Source organism: Lacinutrix sp. MEBiC02595, from assembly GCF_053601555.1.
Map to the genome: position 1 here is coordinate 324,150 of NZ_JBSHNU010000246.1, position 17,808 is coordinate 341,957.

General features: G+C 32.9%; 16 protein-coding genes. 3 read left to right on the top strand and 13 right to left on the bottom strand.

Features of this window, described 5'->3' with window-relative positions:
• Nucleotides 1-14: 14 nt before the first annotated feature.
• From ACVCZW_RS18870 to ACVCZW_RS18890, 5 genes are all read right to left on the bottom strand, one after another.
• Nucleotides 15-224 (bottom strand): YgaP family membrane protein, encoded by a 210-nt coding sequence (locus tag ACVCZW_RS18870; RefSeq protein WP_452227862.1) that lies wholly within the window; start codon nt 222-224, stop codon nt 15-17.
• 19 nt (nt 225-243) lie between these two features.
• Nucleotides 244-549 (bottom strand): hypothetical protein, encoded by a 306-nt coding sequence (locus ACVCZW_RS18875; protein ID WP_452227861.1) that lies wholly within the window; start codon nt 547-549, stop codon nt 244-246.
• Nucleotides 550-644: 95 nt separating this feature from the next.
• The gene (locus tag ACVCZW_RS18880) at nt 645-3,839 is read right to left on the bottom strand and encodes an efflux RND transporter permease subunit (RefSeq protein ID WP_452233184.1); all 3,195 of its coding nucleotides are present in this window, start codon (nt 3,837-3,839) and stop codon (nt 645-647) included.
• Between the two features lie 225 nt (nt 3,840-4,064).
• Nucleotides 4,065-5,183 (bottom strand): efflux RND transporter periplasmic adaptor subunit, encoded by a 1,119-nt coding sequence (locus ACVCZW_RS18885; RefSeq protein WP_452233236.1) that lies wholly within the window; start codon nt 5,181-5,183, stop codon nt 4,065-4,067.
• A 112-nt stretch (nt 5,184-5,295) separates the two neighbouring features.
• Complete coding sequence (locus tag ACVCZW_RS18890) at nt 5,296-6,603, bottom strand: TolC family protein (protein ID WP_452233185.1); 1,308 nt, start codon at nt 6,601-6,603, stop codon at nt 5,296-5,298.
• Between the two features lie 293 nt (nt 6,604-6,896).
• On the opposite strand from ACVCZW_RS18890, the gene ACVCZW_RS18895 reads away from it, so the two are divergent.
• The 3 genes from ACVCZW_RS18895 (at nt 6,897) to pncA (ending at nt 9,987) form a co-directional block, all read left to right on the top strand.
• A complete protein-coding gene (locus ACVCZW_RS18895; protein WP_452233186.1) occupies nt 6,897-7,895 on the top strand; it encodes a metal-dependent hydrolase in 999 nt (332 codons plus the stop codon).
• Nucleotides 7,896-7,981: 86 nt separating this feature from the next.
• A complete protein-coding gene (locus ACVCZW_RS18900; protein ID WP_452233187.1) occupies nt 7,982-9,379 on the top strand; it encodes a nicotinate phosphoribosyltransferase in 1,398 nt (465 codons plus the stop codon).
• Nucleotides 9,380-9,381: 2 nt separating this feature from the next.
• Nucleotides 9,382-9,987 carry a bifunctional nicotinamidase/pyrazinamidase gene (pncA, locus tag ACVCZW_RS18905; RefSeq protein ID WP_452233188.1) on the top strand — a complete coding sequence of 202 codons (606 nt, stop codon included), beginning with the start codon at nt 9,382-9,384 and terminating at the stop codon, nt 9,985-9,987.
• Between the two features lie 204 nt (nt 9,988-10,191).
• Here pncA and ACVCZW_RS18910 read toward each other — a convergent pair whose 3' ends face one another.
• From ACVCZW_RS18910 to ACVCZW_RS18945, 8 genes are all read right to left on the bottom strand, one after another.
• Nucleotides 10,192-11,649: an NAD(P)/FAD-dependent oxidoreductase gene (locus tag ACVCZW_RS18910; RefSeq protein WP_452233189.1), complete on the bottom strand. Its 1,458-nt coding sequence runs from the start codon at nt 11,647-11,649 to the stop codon at nt 10,192-10,194.
• Between the two features lie 52 nt (nt 11,650-11,701).
• The gene (locus ACVCZW_RS18915) at nt 11,702-12,556 is read right to left on the bottom strand and encodes a restriction endonuclease (RefSeq protein WP_452227853.1); all 855 of its coding nucleotides are present in this window, start codon (nt 12,554-12,556) and stop codon (nt 11,702-11,704) included.
• Between the two features lie 14 nt (nt 12,557-12,570).
• Nucleotides 12,571-13,458 (bottom strand): hypothetical protein, encoded by an 888-nt coding sequence (locus ACVCZW_RS18920; RefSeq protein ID WP_452227852.1) that lies wholly within the window; start codon nt 13,456-13,458, stop codon nt 12,571-12,573.
• Nucleotides 13,459-13,490: 32 nt separating this feature from the next.
• The gene (locus ACVCZW_RS18925) at nt 13,491-14,069 is read right to left on the bottom strand and encodes a cytochrome b/b6 domain-containing protein (protein WP_452233190.1); all 579 of its coding nucleotides are present in this window, start codon (nt 14,067-14,069) and stop codon (nt 13,491-13,493) included.
• 41 nt (nt 14,070-14,110) lie between these two features.
• On the bottom strand, nt 14,111-14,524 hold the full coding sequence (locus ACVCZW_RS18930; protein ID WP_452233191.1) for a hypothetical protein: 414 nt from the start codon (nt 14,522-14,524) through the stop codon (nt 14,111-14,113).
• A gap of 7 nt (nt 14,525-14,531) precedes the next feature.
• Nucleotides 14,532-15,278: an LOG family protein gene (locus ACVCZW_RS18935; RefSeq protein ID WP_452233192.1), complete on the bottom strand. Its 747-nt coding sequence runs from the start codon at nt 15,276-15,278 to the stop codon at nt 14,532-14,534.
• Between the two features lie 11 nt (nt 15,279-15,289).
• Nucleotides 15,290-16,411, bottom strand: a complete 1,122-nt coding sequence (locus ACVCZW_RS18940; RefSeq protein ID WP_452227848.1) for an ABC transporter permease — start codon at nt 16,409-16,411, stop codon at nt 15,290-15,292.
• 175 nt (nt 16,412-16,586) lie between these two features.
• Complete coding sequence (locus tag ACVCZW_RS18945) at nt 16,587-17,693, bottom strand: ABC transporter permease (RefSeq protein WP_452227847.1); 1,107 nt, start codon at nt 17,691-17,693, stop codon at nt 16,587-16,589.
• Nucleotides 17,694-17,808: the final 115 nt, after the last annotated feature.

Below are 17,808 nucleotides of genomic sequence, written 5' to 3' on the forward strand. Positions count from 1 at the left end.
AAAAATTAGTTAATCTATTTTATACCGCAACTTGCTCCTTCTTTTCGAATCCCTAATTTCTGCAAAATAGTTTCTAACAAACACCATTTTGTAAATGCGGATTGGATTAAATTCACACCTATAAAAACGGTAAACCACATCCAATTCGGACTCACATAAACAGATAGTATGACACTCAACAATACCATTACACCAACAATTACTCTAAAATATGTATTTAACATTTTGATTTATTTTTTAAATTTATATAGACTTTTCAATAGGAATAACAACCGCTTTCAATGGATTATTGGTTTCAAGATTTGTATTGAATTCCTTAATTAATTGGAATAATGTATCAATGTTTTCATCTTCGGTAAAAGAAAAAAACATGCTCGATTCGTTTCCTCCTTTTTCTACAGAAAACCAATTGGAAGCCATTAATAATGACGGTTCGCTTTTGTAACCATCAATATCTGAACTACTAAAATTTTCAATATTTGCTTTTTTGAATAATTTCAAAACCTCTTTTTGAAATTCTTCGACTGCTGTAACTATGACTAATTTCATAATTTTTAGTTTTTTGTTTCCCGTAGATTTCGCAAATTCACGCAGATTTTCACTATTCTTTTCTGCGGAAATCAGAGAAATCTGCGGGACAATTATTACTTGTAATTCTTCTTCTCTATCATATAATAAACCAATGGCACAACTAACAACGTTAACACAGTAGAAACAATAGTTCCTCCCATTAATGAGATAGCCAATCCTTGAAAAATAGGGTCAAATAAAATAACAAATGCGCCAATAACAACCGTTCCTGCAGTTAATAAAATGGGCGTTGTTCGTACTGCTCCTGCTTCTATACATGCTTGTTTTAAAGGAATACCTTCCGTAGTTCTAAGGTTGATAAAGTCAATTAGCAAGACAGAATTTCGTACCATAATTCCTGCTAAAGCAATCATTCCAATAAAGGAAGTTGCAGTGAAAAACGCTCCCATAATCCAGTGCCCTAGAATAATTCCGATTAAGGATAACGGTATGGCAACCATCATTACAATTGGCGCTTTAAAATTTTGAAACCATCCTACAATTAAGATATAAATCAAGATAATAGCTCCTAAAAAGGCAATCCCTAAATCTCTAAATACTTCTAAGGTAATTTGCCATTCGCCATCCCATTTTACAGTATAATTATCTTCAAAATCTGGTTGCCCCAAATACATTTCATTTAATTCAAAGCCTTTTGGCAACGGAATTTCTTTTAACTTTTCTTCCATTCCTAGAATAGCATACGCAGGACTTTCTAATTTTCCAGCCATATCTGCCATGACATAAACCACTCGTTTTTGATTTTTACGAGAAATACTTTTAGCAGCTATGGTTTGTTTAATATCCACCAAATCTGCAATAGGAACCATATTGCCTTGTTTCGATTTTACTTTTAATTGTGAAATATCTGAAATAGTGGATTTTTCCTTTTCATCTAAAGCCAATACTAAACCGACTTGATGTACCGCATTTTCATCATATAAATTCGTGATAGGTCTGTTCGACAATGCCATATTCATGGTGTATGCTATTTGTTGTGGAGCCACACCATACAGCATTGCTTTTTCTTTATCAATATCGAATTGATATTCCGTTTGATCTGCTTCTACCATCCAATCGATATCCACTACATCTTCTGTATTTTTTAAGATATCCTGAACACTATTGGCTATTCTAATTTGCTCGTTATAATCTGGCCCATAAACTTCAGCAACAATAGTGGACATTACTGGTGGTCCTGGTGGTACTTCGACTAATTTTATATTCGCATTATATTTTGCTGCTATCTTCTGAATGTCTGGACGCATTAATTTTGCAATCCCATGACTTTGAATATCACGTTCTCCTTTATCAATTAAATTCACTTGAATATCTGCCATATTAGATCCGCCACGTAAATCATAATGACGTACCAAACCGTTAAAAGTAATTGGCGCAGATGTACCTACATAATTTTGATAATTCACCACTTCTGGTCTTGTAGATAAATACTGTGATACTTCTTGAGCTACAACTCCTGTACGTTCTAAGGTGGTACCTTCTGGCATATCAATGACTACCTGAAATTCATTTTTATTGTCAAAAGGCAACATTTTAACCGCTACCGATTTGGTAAAAAACAATACCATAGTTACCATTAACACCAAAAATGTTCCTCCTAAAAACAACCAACGTTTTGCCTTACTTTCTAACAACGGACGCTCAAACCTATTATAGACTTTATAAATAAGCGTGTCTTCAACTGCTTTCTGTGGTTTTTCGACCGCGCCTTTCTTATCTTTTTCTCTTAAAAAAATATAACCTAAATAAGGTGTAATTGTTAAGGCTACAAACAACGATAAGATCATTGCTATTGAAGCTCCAATTGGCATTGGCGCCATATAAGGCCCCATTAAACCAGAAACAAAAGCCATAGGTAATACCGAAGCAATTACTGTAAATGTTGCTAAAATAGTAGGATTTCCAACCTCATTAATCGCATATAGAGCAGCATCTTTAAAAGGCAAGCGTTTCATTTTAAAATGCCTATGCATATTTTCGGCAATAATAATCGAGTCATCCACCACAATTCCAGTTACAAATACTAAAGCAAATAATGTAATTCGATTCAGAGTATAATCCATCATATAATAACTCAACAACGTTAATGCAAAGGTAATAGGAACCGATAAAAACACCACCAATCCACCACGCCAACCCATCGCTAACATTACCACAAGTGTTACTGCAAAGATAGAACCGATAAGGTGCCACAACAATTCGGATACTTTATGCGATGCTGTTTCCCCATAGTTTCTAGTAATCTCTACATGTACATCATCCGGAATTAAAGTGCTACGTAAATGCGCTACTTTATCTATAATGATTTCCGAAAGCTTCATGGCATCAGCGCCTTTTCGTTTTGCAACAGAAATGGTAACCGCTGGGTATTCCGATTTATAATCCAAAGATTTTTCTCCTCCTTTTCCAAATCCTAAACTCACATAATTCTGTGGTACTTCTGGTCCATCCAAAATTTTAGCAACTTGCTTTAAGTAGATTGGCTGATTTTGCTGCACGCCAACCACCAAATTCTCCACATCGGTAACCGATTCTAAAAACTTTCCAGTATTCACAAGGAATTCCGTATCATTTTTATCAAAACTACCGGAACTTAATTGGCTATTATTCGCTGTAATCATTTCAGAAACAGACAAGAAATCCAATCCACTAGCCGCCAATTTATCTTTATCTAAAACCACGCGTAATTGACGATTTCTACCACCAATTTTATGGGTTGTCGAAACATCGTTTACCTTTTTAATTTCTGCTTCCAATTCTTGCGCCATTTGACTTAATTGGTAATCGTCATAATTTTCACTCCATAAAGTTAAACCTAACATGGGCACATCATCAATAGCACGTGTTTTTACTAATGGAAACGTTACACCTTGTGGCATTTCGTCCATGTGCTTGTTGATCTCGTTGTATAATTTTACAAACGAACGCTCAATATCTTCGCCAACATAAAATTGCACGATGACCATTCCTTGCTCTTTCATCGAGGTAGAATACACATATTCTACACCTTTGATATTCGAAATTAATTGCTCTAATGGCTTTATCACTCGAGATTCTACTTCCGTAGGACTTGCTCCTGGATATCCAACAAAAATATCTGCCATTGGCACATCAATTTGTGGCTCTTCCTCCCGCGGAATTAAAAATGAACTATACACACCAACTACCATAAATACAATCATTAACAACACGGTTAACTTCGATTGCATAAAGACTTTGGCAATTTTTCCTGCGATACCTTCTTTCATAATTATTACTTTTTTTAGCTACCTCAAAGGAGGTAATCTTTATATTTTGGGCGTTTTAACAGGCTATCCACTATATCTTTTTACTTGTTCTCGATACAAATTTGCTTGGGCAAATGCACTCGAACTGACGTAAAAAGGATGTCGTTTCTATCCTTAACGCGATACATCGTGATACTCCTTTTATTTAATACCTACAAGGTTTTAGAAACCTCGCAGGACAACTATTTAGTTTCTTTCCGTACTGGTTTCCTTCCCTTTGGGAAGGACTGAGGATGAGATAATTTTAGCACCATTGTAAAGTTTTCCTTCTGCAGAAATAATATATGCTTCGTCTGCATTTAAACCGGATAACACTTCTATTTGATTCCCGTAAGTTCTACCTAAACGCAACCAACGTAACATGGCAGTATTGCTTTGGCTTGCGGTATACACTCCCGATAATTGTCCGTTAGTAATTATTGCATCCTTCGGAATTAAAACCATTGTGGATTTCGCTTTTCTTTCCACGGGAAATTGAACGGTTGTAAACATTCCGGATAAGATTTTAGCATCTGTTTTCTCTAATTCTATTTTCACTAAATATTGTCCGCCAGTATTTTTAGCAGAAGTACTTACCTCTGTAACTTCTCCTTTCATAGTTTGGTTTATCGATTTCACCAACACATCTACGGTCGTTCCTTTTTTAATTTCAGAAATCTCAGATTCCGGAACCATAGCCATCACTTCAAAATTTCCTGGAGTTTCCATACTTATTAAAGGCACTCCTGGATTTGCCATATTACCGGCCTCCACGTTTTTACTAGTTACCGTTCCACTAAAAGGAGCAGTAATATTGCTGTAGGCAAATTGTGCGTTAATTTCGTTTTTCATTTGGTTTGCTGCTTCTACTCGCGCTTTTGCCATTTCAAAATTAGCAGTCATATCATCCATTTCTTTTTGCGATGCACTTTGATCTGCAAACAAATTCTTAAAACGATTATAATCTTTTTGAGCATTATTTAAAGCAACAGTAGCTTCGGTGATTCCTGCATTTACTTGTGCTCTTTTAGCTTGTAAATCGCTATTATTTATAGAAACTAATAACTGGCCCTTTTTTACTTTATCACCAACATTAACGTGCACCTTATTGACATAACCCATCATTCTAGTACTTAAATCTGCACTTTTTGAAGCTTGAATTTTTCCGCTAACAGATAAGAATGGACTGTTTCCATTTGCTTCCACCTGACTCGTTTTTACGCTAATTGCTGGCGAATTATCTACAACTGGTTTTTGGTCTTCGCTACCACAACTTGCGACTAATAGCGTTACAGAAAGCACTAGGATTGTATATGTTTTTTTCATCATTATTCTTTTTTATTTAAGACACTTCGACTTCGCTCAGTGTGACAGTTTTTATTCCTGTAAACTCAAGAAAATCAATCTTGATTCTTGGTTCTATTGTCTTGTTTCTCTTTTATTCTTTGGTTAAAAATTGTAAGTATGCTTGTGCATAATTGTATTCAAAAATGGTTTGGTAATACTCTAATTGCTTTTGTGCATATTTTGTTTCGGCAATTAACAAATCGGATGTTTTTTCTAAACCTTCTTTAAACCTATTGGTTCTAATTCGTAAAGATTCTTCCGATTGTTCTAATGCTAAAGTGGTTAGTTTTAATTTATTTTCGGCATCCAAAAAAGCGCGTTTCGCTTTGTTTAATTCTAAATTACTTTTAGATACATATTGTTGGTATTCTAACTTCGATTGTTCAAATTGGGACTTACTTTTTTTCGCTTTTCCAAAACGTTTCGAACCTTGAAAAATATCCCAACTTAATTGTGCTCCAAATAAATACCCATTGGCATCCCCCTGAAAAATTTGATCATCGTATAACTCATAACTTCCAAAAGCATTCAGTCTTGGCAAAAACGCCATTCGGTCTGCTTTATTCATAGCTTCGTAAGCATTTGAAGATAATTGCATTGCTTTAATATCCGATCGGTTTTCGGAAACCTTTTTATCTTCAATAGTAAAAGCAGTAACAGTCAATTCATCTGTTGGTAGGTACACCACGTAAGTTTCATCATTCATTAAAAAGGACAAATAATTGGAAGCATTTTGTACATTACTCTTAGCGGTTTGTAATTGATTTTGAACTTCCGTCACTCGTACTTCTACATTTAACACATCTGCACGTTGCAAATAGCCTTGTTTAAAACTATCGTCTGCTAATTTATTATTGACATTTGCAGCATCTAATGCTTTTTCTAAAACAACAACTGCTTTATATGCCAATTGTAATTGCATGTATGCTTTTTCTACTTCAAACACTAAATAATCTTGCGTACGCTCCGTTTTTAAAGACATCGCTTCCATTTTAGACTTTGCAGCTTTGCGCTGGTAAACGCCATCTAAATTAATTAGCGGTTGCTGAATTTCGAACTTGGTAGCATAGTTTTCAATCTGCGAAGGATTGTTTAATAACGCTGGATTAAAATCGTTAGCCGTTAAAATTTCTTGATTTAATTTAGATCCAAAAGCCATTAACGGATTTGTAGTTGCAATTCCCGTATGACTTGCTGTAATGTTTGGTAAAAACACAGCGTTGGTCTGACTATAATCTGCTTTAGCTTGTTTAAATTCTTCTTCAGAAATTTTTATACTTGTGTTATTTTCAGACACTTTAGATAAAACTTCCGTTTTTGTAATAGCTACTACTTCTTGTGCTTTTACAGTCACGCTGAAAACAAAAAGTAATGCAGATATATAAATATTTTTTTTCATTCCTTATTAATTTACAGTACAAAAATACTTCAGGAATATACTTTAGTCAGTAACATAGGTTACTTAAGAAAAGTAATTTGAATTAAGGCACCATTAATTGTTCTAAATTAAAACAAACAAAAAGGGCATACACTGATAATTATCATATAAAACACTGGCCAATAATTAATTAAGCACACATAAAATAATAAAGAACACACGTATAAGTACCGTTTTATTAACCAAGTAAAAAAGGAACTTTAAAATAAAGTATTAGTATAATTATATTGGTATCCCTTACTTTTGCATGCTATATGGATTCATTAACGCAAATAGTATTAGGAGCAGCTGTAGGAGAAGCTGTTTTAGGAAAGAAAGTTGGAAACAAAGCAATGCTTTATGGAGCTATTGCTGGTACTATACCGGACTTTGATGTCTTTGCTTCCTTTTTTACAGATACCGTTTCTGCACTTTCCATACATCGCGGATTTACACATTCCATTGTGTTTTCCGTACTTTTTGCTCCCATTTTTGGGTGGATTGTTTCTCGATATGAGACCTATAAGAACTTTAAAAATTGGTCTTGGTTATTCTTCTGGTCCTTTGTCACGCATCCAATTTTAGACGCACATACCACTTGGGGAACACAACTCTTTTGGCCTTTTGATCTACGATTGGCATTCAAGACTATATTTGTTATTGATCCCTTATATACAGTGCCTTTTTTAGTGTTTTTAATTCTTGCCATGCGACAAAAAAGAACCTCTAAAAAGCGTCGTTTGTATAATAAAATTGGGTTAATAGTAAGTTCTTCTTATTTACTACTTACCTTCTTTTTAAAAGGCATGGCATTTACTCAATTTGAAGCGGCTTTAAAAAACCAGAACATAGCCTATTTACAAATAGACACGAGACCTTCTCCTTTAAATACGATACTTTGGAGTGCCAATGTAGAAACGGAAGACGCCTATTTATTAGCTAATTATTCCTTTTTGGATACGAAACCGATCACTTTTGAAAGCTATCCTAAAAATCACGCGCTTTTAGGGAATCTAGTGACAAACGAAAAAGTGCAACGTATGATATCTATTTCCAAAGGATGGTATACTATTTCTAAAAAAGATGAGAGTCTTTATTTTAATGATTTACGATTTGGATTGTTAAGTGTAACGCCAAAATCGGACAACTTTGTTTTTAAATATAGACTAGATGTAGATGCTTCTGGGAAAGTTACATTTACGGAAGAACCTAAAAATAATCGCGATGGCAAAAAACTGCTAACAGAATTATGGCAACGATTAAAAGGAAATTAATTTCAACAAAACAATTAACATCTTTCGAATTTGGAATTAGAAGTCTTTCAAATTTTGAATATCTTGTAAACTAAACTTATAAATTTATGGACATTACTGCTGCTTATACCGATCTATATCAAATTACCATGGCACAAGTCTACTTTGTTACCAAACCAAATGGTAAAGCTGTATTTGATTATTATTATCGTCGTAATCCTTTTGATAATGGGTATGCCATATTTGCCGGATTAGAAGATGTATTAGATATTTTGGAATCATTAAAATTTTCAGATTCCGATATCTCTTACTTAAAACAAAAGGGTTTTGAAAACGAGTTTTTAGACTACTTGAAAAATTTTAGTTTTAAAGGGAGTATTCGGTCCAGCAAAGAAGGTGATCTTGTTTTTCCTAACCGCCCTATTTTACAAGTAGAAGCCAATATTATTGAAGCACAAATCATAGAAACACTTTTACTTAATATTCTTAATTTTCAAACCTTAATTGCAACCAAAGCCAGCAGAATACGATACAGTGCTAAAGATGCTATATTATTAGATATGGGTTTACGTCGCGCACATGCTACTGGTGGCTATTATGCGTCTAGAGCGGCTGCAATTGGTGGTTTTGACAGTACTAGTAATGTGAAAGCAGCAGAAGACTACAATATTCCATCTACAGGTACAATGGCGCACGCTTTTATTCAGAGCTATGATAATGAATTAGAAGCTTTTCGCGATTTTGCACAAGTACGACCTAAAAACTGTGTGCTGTTAATAGACACGTATAACACTTTAAAACTAGGACTTCCAAATGCCATTATAGTAGCAAAAGAAATGGAAGAAAGAGGAGAGCAATTGTTTGGAATACGTTTGGATAGCGGCGATTTAGCCTATTTATCTAAAAAAGCCAGAGTGGTTTTAGATGCTGCGGACTTGGGTTACGTAAAAATTGTAGTTTCCAATCAGTTAGATGAATTTGTTATAAAAAGTTTAAAAGAACAAAACGCACCTATTGATGTTTTTGGTGTTGGAACCAATCTAGTTACCGGAAGACCAGATGCTGCATTAGATGGTGTTTATAAATTATCGGAATACAATGGTGCTCCACGAATTAAACTCTCTGAAAACATCATAAAAGTATCGTTGCCTTTTAAAAAGCAAGTATACCGAATGATAGATGCCGATGGTATGTTTTATGGTGCAGATGCGGTGGCTATTTTTTCTGAAGGTGAAATAAACCAAATGGAACATCCATTTGATATTACGAAACAAATAGATATTAGTACCCTTAAAAAAGAACCTTTATTAGAATTAGTCATGGAGCATGGTAAACGTGTGGCACTGGTTAGAACAGTTACAGAAATTGCACAATATTCGCAATCCCGTTTAGCACAACTCCCTAATGAATATAAGCGTTTTCAGAATCCGCATACCTATAAAATCGGACTTAGTAGCCAACTTAAAAAAGAACGAAATAATCTTATTAACCAACATAAAAGCTAAATATGAAAACACTTTTAGTGATTGATGCACAAAATGATTTTATGCCTGGCGGATCCCTTGCTGTTCCTAACGGTAATAAAATTATACCGATAATAAATAGCATACAAGATAGATTTGATTGGATAGTAGCAACGCAAGATTGGCATCCTAAAGAACATTCTAGCTTTGCTATAAATCAGGACGGGAAATCTAATTTTGAGACCATAGAATGGCGTGGACAAATGCAAACCTTATGGCCAGAACATTGCATACAAGGCAGCGAAGGTGCTAAATTGCATTCGGAATTAGACACTACAAAATACGAAGCTATTTTTAGAAAAGGAACCGATAAAAACGTGGATAGTTATAGTGCCTTTTATGACAACAATCACTTAAAGCCAACCGGATTAACTGGTTATTTAAAAGAAAAAGGAACAACCCAACTATATTTTTGTGGTCTTGCTTCAGATATTTGTGTTTACTTTTCTATTTGTGATGGTATTAAGGAAGGTTTTGACTGCTTCTTTATTGAAGATGCTTCAAAAGCATTAAATACAGGAAAATTTGAAAACATTAAAAAACAGATGATAGCAATGGGTGTGCATATTATAACATCAGCGTCTTTATAGAACAAAGAAACCACTGCATCAACTAACCTTTCTCGTGCCTCCATGTCCGCCAGCAACAACTAACATTATTTTTATACTTAAATAAATAAATTTAAAAAACTGAATAATAGGATTCATCATTTTAAATCTTTGATATTTTGAAATTCTTTGTGTCATGATTTCTATTTTTTACTGCTTACTAAATACTGCGAATGCATACTTGTTTTATTCTGGAATCAACCACCAAAAAGGTTTCATTTTAGCTTTATATATAAAGGCATAATGCAAAGCTAGTTTCAACCAATGCCCTGCTAAACCAATTTCCCCAAAGGTTTTCCCTAATTGCCGACCTTGAGTTTTTGGATATTTTTCATAATCTGGAACAATTGGAAACGTTGTAATACTTACGCCACTTCCGGATGTCATACCGTAACCAGCAGAAGCAATACAAGCTGCTCCCATATTTCCCATAGATCCTTTATGATTTAGCGATTCATTTCCACTTTTTATAGAATCGATAATATTATCTGCAACTAATTTTGCGGTAATACCAGAAGGCATTCCTGTTCTTGGTGGTGCAGGAGAAATAACAGTCCCATTTTTACTAGTTCTTGGTCTAGAAATAGCATGAGGAGGTGCAAATGCAATTCCTGGCGCAAAAATATTTTTGTAACTTGGATTCTGATACGTTTCTGGCCAATCTTTAACAGACCATTCTTCATATGGTTTTGGTGTATAATCTGCGTCGACAATCATAAATCCTTTAAACAACTTCTCTGTAATGTCCTTTTCATTTTTATCATACGCTTTAAAACCATGACCAGAAAATGAAGGAATTAACATTGCAAAATCATAGGATTCTGTTTTATATTCCCCTTCTAAATTTTCGTAATGTGCTAAACCATCTTCAATTTTATTGACTCCTGCTCCAAGTATCCATTTTATATCTCTGTCTTCAAAAATCATTTCTACCATTTCACTAGATTTCATAGTCATACTGCCATAACTCAACAACATACCATCCATACCGAAATCGCCTAATTTATGTTCATTTGCAATCCAAGTAACTTCTGCCATATCGCGAACATTATGCCTGCACAATTCTTTTTCCACATTCAATACATATTCAAAAGCAGCACCTTGGCAGGTAGATTTAGCATGACCAGTTCCAATTAAAATTTTGGCTTTTTTACCAGCTTTCATTTCTTGAATCAAGGTGTTTAATCCTTCCCAAGCATGGTCTGCATGTGTATAGGTACAAACAGAATACGTTTTATTTTTACCAGGAATTAAACCTTCGGTTGCTTCAAAATTTAATTTCGGACCAGTAGCATTAATTAAATAATCATAGGTTATTTTTTCTTGTTGTCCTTTATTATTTCCTGCAACATATTCCGATAAAACATAAGGTTTCTCTTCGGTTTTATCTCCTTCAGGAAAAAACGAAATGGCTTTGGCTTGTTTATAACCAATACCCTTCTTTTTATATAAAGGTTCTAATGGGAAATAGATTTTTTCCGATTTCATTCTACCAATTCCAACCCAAATATTAGACGGAACCCATTGGTAATTACTGTTAGGTGAAACAACCACAACTTCATGTTTTTTCGGCAGTTTTCTACGTAAATGAGTTGCTGCAACGTGACCAGAAATTCCTGCTCCTAGAATTACAATTTTAGCCATATTATATATATTTTTAATAAAGGTAATTCTCTTTTTAAAATTGTACAGTAACTTAGGTTACAGAAGGATTAATAATACACAATTTTTTCACTTCCGTTAAAACACGCTGCATTCTTAAATCTGATAATCCTATATTTTTCATTTTCTCTGTTGCATTAATTAGTTCCTTTACTAAAATAACATCCAATTCAATTAGTTGATGCTTTTCTTTTTTATTTAATGTTGTTAATGCAGTCACAGGATATAAAGCCAAGGAATCTATATTTGCTTTTAATCCATTATTTTTTGGATAATCCCAACTTAACAAAGTTAAACCAACACATTTCGCATAATTAATGGCATCTTCTGTAAATCTGGTATTGGTTACCAACCAACCTTGTTTTAAATGTGTTTTATTGTCTGAATTAGAATTCCATTGCTCTTGAATATCTAAAAATCTAGAATTAATATATAAGGGAACTTTAACGTTACTTGTAGCTTTAGCATCGGAATGAAACTTACATTCAATAGCATATACATTTCCATCTTTTTCTGCCAATACGTCCATTTCATGAGTCACGCAAGCACCATTTAAAATGACACTTACTTTAGTTTTATATCCTTTTTCTTTTAATAACGCACCAACCAATCTCTCAAAAGGAAAACCTGTTGGCCCTAAATCGAAAATAGCACGTTTTAAGCTGTAACGAGAAGCAGACACTTTGTTTTGTTCTTTTAATAAGGAGAAGGCTTTTTTATAGATTTCATTGGAAGACATACCATCATAGATATCTGGTTGCATTCTTTTCACTATAGTTTCAACTAATTCTTTAGATGCTTTAGCTGATTGAAGGGATTGTCTTAATTTTTCGAATGAAAAAAGTTCGATCTCATCATTACTCTTTTTAATATAAATTTGTTTTTCCATGATACTTAAACGTTTTAAAATCTTAGAATTTCTGTCATAATTCCAAATCGAATAATTGATAATTGATGCTCAAAATATATATTGTAATAATCCATTCCGTGATAAAACTGAACAAACAAACCTATATCTTCTAAAAACTTTGGATGGTAATAAAAGGTAAGACTTGCATTGCATCTATCTAAATCAAAAACATCCAAGTCTTTATAATTATCAAGCATAAATGTTGTTTCCACTTTTAAAGAAAAATTAGCTCTATTGTTCTTCGATATTTTAAGAGGAAACTTAAACGATGTAAATGCATTATGCCATCTTAAACCACTATACTTACCTTGTAACTCATCAAGCATCCAACTTTTCGGATGAATTTCCATTGCACTTTTTAAAGTTTTTATTGCTTTAAGCTTGTTACTATATGCCGTTTTAAGAAAGCCAAATTCAACAAAATTAGTAGCAAAATTTCCTGTTTGTAAGTTGATTGCGTCCTCTTCGTTGTAAAAGTTACCATCTTGTCCGTTAGAATGATGTGCTATTTTTCCGAAGAAAACCAAATAGCTAAGTGCTTCTTTTTTGTTAGCTAGGTAATAAAGGGAAATCTGAGGAATGTAACTTGGTGTACGAACAGGATACGAATCTTCTTTATACATCCTAATGGTAATTTGCGGTGTTAACACTGCCATTAGTTTAGAATCCTTTCGTTTTCTAATAACAAATGACGGATTTAGATTTGCTTCAAACATTAAAGATTCTATATTTCCAATATCTGTTGGGAATGTGATATAACTATCTGTTTGATTTATTAATGCTATTTTGTACAAATCGAGATGTGGTATTGTATCCACATCTTTTTGCGAAAAAACAACATGTGATGAACACAAACACATAAACAAGATGTACACTTTCATTTTTATAACATGTTTACTTTAATATTGTCTTTTTATTCTTTATCCTTTGTGCCACTAACTATTCTTGAAATAATTCCTTTTTGGTTCGTAAATTCTGCAATTAATACTCCTGTTAAATGGATGACTATAAATGCTATCAAATAGTAAATACCAAGTACGTGGATTTCTTCCATTGGTTTTTTTAATTCTTTTGGTCCTAATTCTATAATTAATCCTGTAACAAGTGAAACAATGACACATACATAAAAAAGGATATAGGTCCATTTCTGAATTTTCGTTTTTGTAGTTAGTTTTGTTTCAAAAGGGTTTTGAAACTTCATTTGCCCGAATGCAGGAAGTATTAAACGAATACTAAATAATCCTACCAATACATAACCAATGTAAATATGCCAATCCCACATGGGTTGTCTTATTTTTTTTGCTAATGTAATGAGCTGGTCTTCCGTTAAATTCTGCCCTGTATTACTCAAATAATCTTGAATAATAGCTGCAACGTTATACTTATTCATCCATGTTAACCGCAAAAATATTGTGATTAACAATAGTAAAAACGAAACAGCAATTCCCCAATGAATAATTCGATATACTTTAGAATACTTTGTTTTTTCCATAATATTAATTTTTTATTCTGTTAAATTATTTTGATTTATTTTTATACTTTGGTTTTAGTACTTATCCTACTTTCTTTAAAATTGAAATATGCCAGAAGAGAAAAACCTAAAGTCACCAACATTCTAAAAACCATGGCTTTTATAGTTTTTACTTCGTGAATTCCTCCATTGTTGATGTAAAATTGCAAAGCAACAAAGGCAACAATTAATACAGCCAAAGCAGCTATTAAGATCCCAAAAGTCCATTTTTCTCTTTTAAAAAAACCATAAACAGCAATTAGATATAAAATGCTACAAATAAAATTTACCCAAACTATAAACAAGACATAGTTTCCTTCTTTTGCCCTAATACCAAACCAATCAAAAATCACAGAGCTACTTAAAAATAAAGTGAGCAATGCAAACAGTGCTAAAATAATAGCACTTACAGCGGTAATAATCTTTCTGTTTTTCATGTGATATTTATTTATTAGTTGATTCACCAAGCCACCATTTTGGTTGGACTTGTTTTTTAACTAATCCGAATTTTTTAATAGAATGTGTTTCAATATGTGTCATTAAATCTTCCACAGAATCTGTTACAAATAGCAGTTTCATATCTTCTGGACTGATACTTTCATTTTCTGCCATTAAATGAATATGTTGGCATAATTCTTTATGATATTGCGAATCGAAAATAACAACTGGGAAATTTTGAATTACTTTAGTTTGAATTAAAGTAAGTGCTTCAAACAATTCGTCTAAAGTGCCAATTCCGCCAGGCATAACCACAAAAGCATACGAATATTTTACTAGAATAACTTTGCGTAAAAAGAAATATGGAATGTTAATCCATTTATGTAAATACGGATTTGGCTTTTGCTCAAATGGTAGAATAATATTGCAACCAACAGAATTTCCACCAGCCTCAAAAGCACCTTTATTGGCAGCTTCCATAATTCCTGGACCTCCACCTGTCATTACTGTAAATCCGGTTTTTGCTAAGGCTGCACCTATTTTTTCGGCATTTTGATAATGATCAGAATCTTTTGTAAATCTTGCAGAACCAAAAACAGTCACGCATGGACCAATAAAATGCATTTTCCGAAAGGCTTTTATAAAATTGAAGAACACTTTTAAAGCAAAGGATAATTCTTTAAAACGCGATAGAGGCCCTCTAACAAACAAAGATTCATCTGTAGATAGTTTTATTTTTTTATTAGTCTTCATACACGATATTTTTAGTTTGTTTTTTTATAACTCCAAACTGCTAATCCATTCATAACTATAGCATAAAGCAATGTTTTTAATAGCTGTGGAAGAATATCCATAAACCCAGAACCTTTAAGCATTACCATTCGCATCACTTCTACAAAGTATTTTATTGGATTAAACTCTGTAACTATTTGAGCCCATTCTGGCATACTTTCTATTGGCGTGAATAACCCACTCATTAAAATAAAAATAACGGTAAAAAACCAAGCGATAAACATAGCTTGTTGCTGGGTATCTGTAAAATTAGAAATGAATAAACCGATCCCTAAAATCACTAAAATATAAATAGAGGTATAAAAATACATGAGTGGTAAACTTCCAAGCATTGGTACATTAAATATGAGTTTTGCTAAGATTAATCCAACCGTTAATAACCCCATTCCTATGACCCAAAATGGAAAGAGCTTCCCAATAATAAACTGACTTTTTTTAATTGGAGTTACGTTAATTTGCTCTAAAGTTCCTATCTCTTTTTCACGAACGATATTCATCCCTGAAAGAAACAGCGTAATCATAGTTACCAATAAAACCAGTATTCCTGGAACCATAAAGGTTTTGTAATTTAAGGTTTCATTATACCAGAATAATGGAATGGTTTCTATATTGACTGGCTGTATTTGTTTATCTGAAACTTGAAATAAGTCTACTTTTATATTTTGGTTAAAGCTTTGTACAATTTGGGTTACATATACATTTTCTACACCTGCAGCTGCGCCATCAATTGCGTTAATGGTTATTCCTAAATTGTTGTATTTCTCTTTTTGTAAATCACGTTCAAAATATTGCGGAATTTGTAGAATAACATCTACTTTTCCTTTAAGCATTGCTGCACTTGCTATTGCTTCCGAAGGGAAATCTGTTAAAACATTAAAATAGGTGGAAGCATTAAATTTTTCTACTAAAGCTCTGGATGTGGAAGAATGATCGTTATCTATATATCCGAATTTAATATGCTGAACTTCAAAAGTAGCTGCATTAGATAAAATAACGAGTTGTAATAATGGCAAAACAAAAATGATAGGAAGCATGCCTTTATTTCTAAAGATTTGCTTGAACTCCTTTTGTATGATGTATAAGATTGTTTTCATGTGTCTATATCTATTGTTTTTCTATGGTCACATGCTGTTCGCTATTATTCATTTACTTGTCTGATAAAATTTTGAACATGCTCGATTTATATAACTTCCAGCGCAGGCCGGAATCTCTTTTATTAATTTAAAATACCTTCAAGGTTTTTAAAACCTCGCAGGAAAACGTACTTTTTTACTCTAATCTTATTTTATATTTCTTCACACTTAATGCAATAAAAAATATAGTCATTCCCAATAAAATCAAGGTTTCTTTCCATATAAATTGCAATCCTACTCCTTTGAGCATAATCCCTTTAATAATGATGATAAACCATTTTGCGGGAATAATATTACTTATAACTTGAAGTGGAACAGGCATACTTGAAATAGGAAAAATAAAACCTGATAATAAAATCACTGGAAGCATGAGTCCCATTAACGAAATCATCATTGCTGTCTGTTGTGTTTCTGAAATAGTGGAGATTAAAATCCCTAAAGCTAATGCTGAAATAATAAACAAAACGCTTTCTATTGCCAATAAAAAGAGACTTCCTTGTACTGGCATCTTGAAAATAAAAATGCTTAATAAAACAATAACTACTGCATTAATTATAGACAGAAAAATATACGGAAACACTTTACCTATAATTACCTGAATTGGTTTTATTGGCGACACTAAAAGAATTTCCATGGTACCTAATTCTTTTTCTCTAGTAATAGAAATGGAGGTCATCATTGCAGAAACTAACATTAAAATAATAGTCATTACACCAGGAACAAACATGTACACACTTTTTAATTCTGGATTGTAAACCATGCGTGTTTGTGGAACTATTTGATAAACTATAGTAATCTCTTTGTTTAATTCTTTTTGATATTTCTGAAGAATAGCATTTACATAATTACTTATCGTATTTGCAGTATTTGGGTCTGTGGCATCTGTAATAATCTGAATGCTTGCATTATGATCTTTAATTAGGTTTTTGCTGAAATTCTTTTCAAAATTTAGAACTGCTTTTACTTTTCCTTTTTTGAAAATGGTTTCAATATCTGATTCCTTTTCGATGATTTGATTAATACTGAAATATTTTGAAGCTGAAATTTTACGGATAATTTCTTGGGTAGTTGCATCTTTTGAATGATCTAAAATAGCGATATCTACATTATTGATTTCATTAGTAATTGCAAAACCAAAAAGCATGATTTGAGCAATAGGCATTCCGAAGAGTATAAACAACGAGCGTCTATCCCTAAAAATGTGGTAGAATTCTTTTTTTATGAAGCCTATGAATCGTTTCATTTCTTATTTTCTTTTTCCGCAGTTTTCACCGATTACCACAGATTTGTTAATCAAACTATATTTTTTTCTGCGTAAATCCGAGAAATCGCAGGAAACTATTTTTATAACCCGTTTA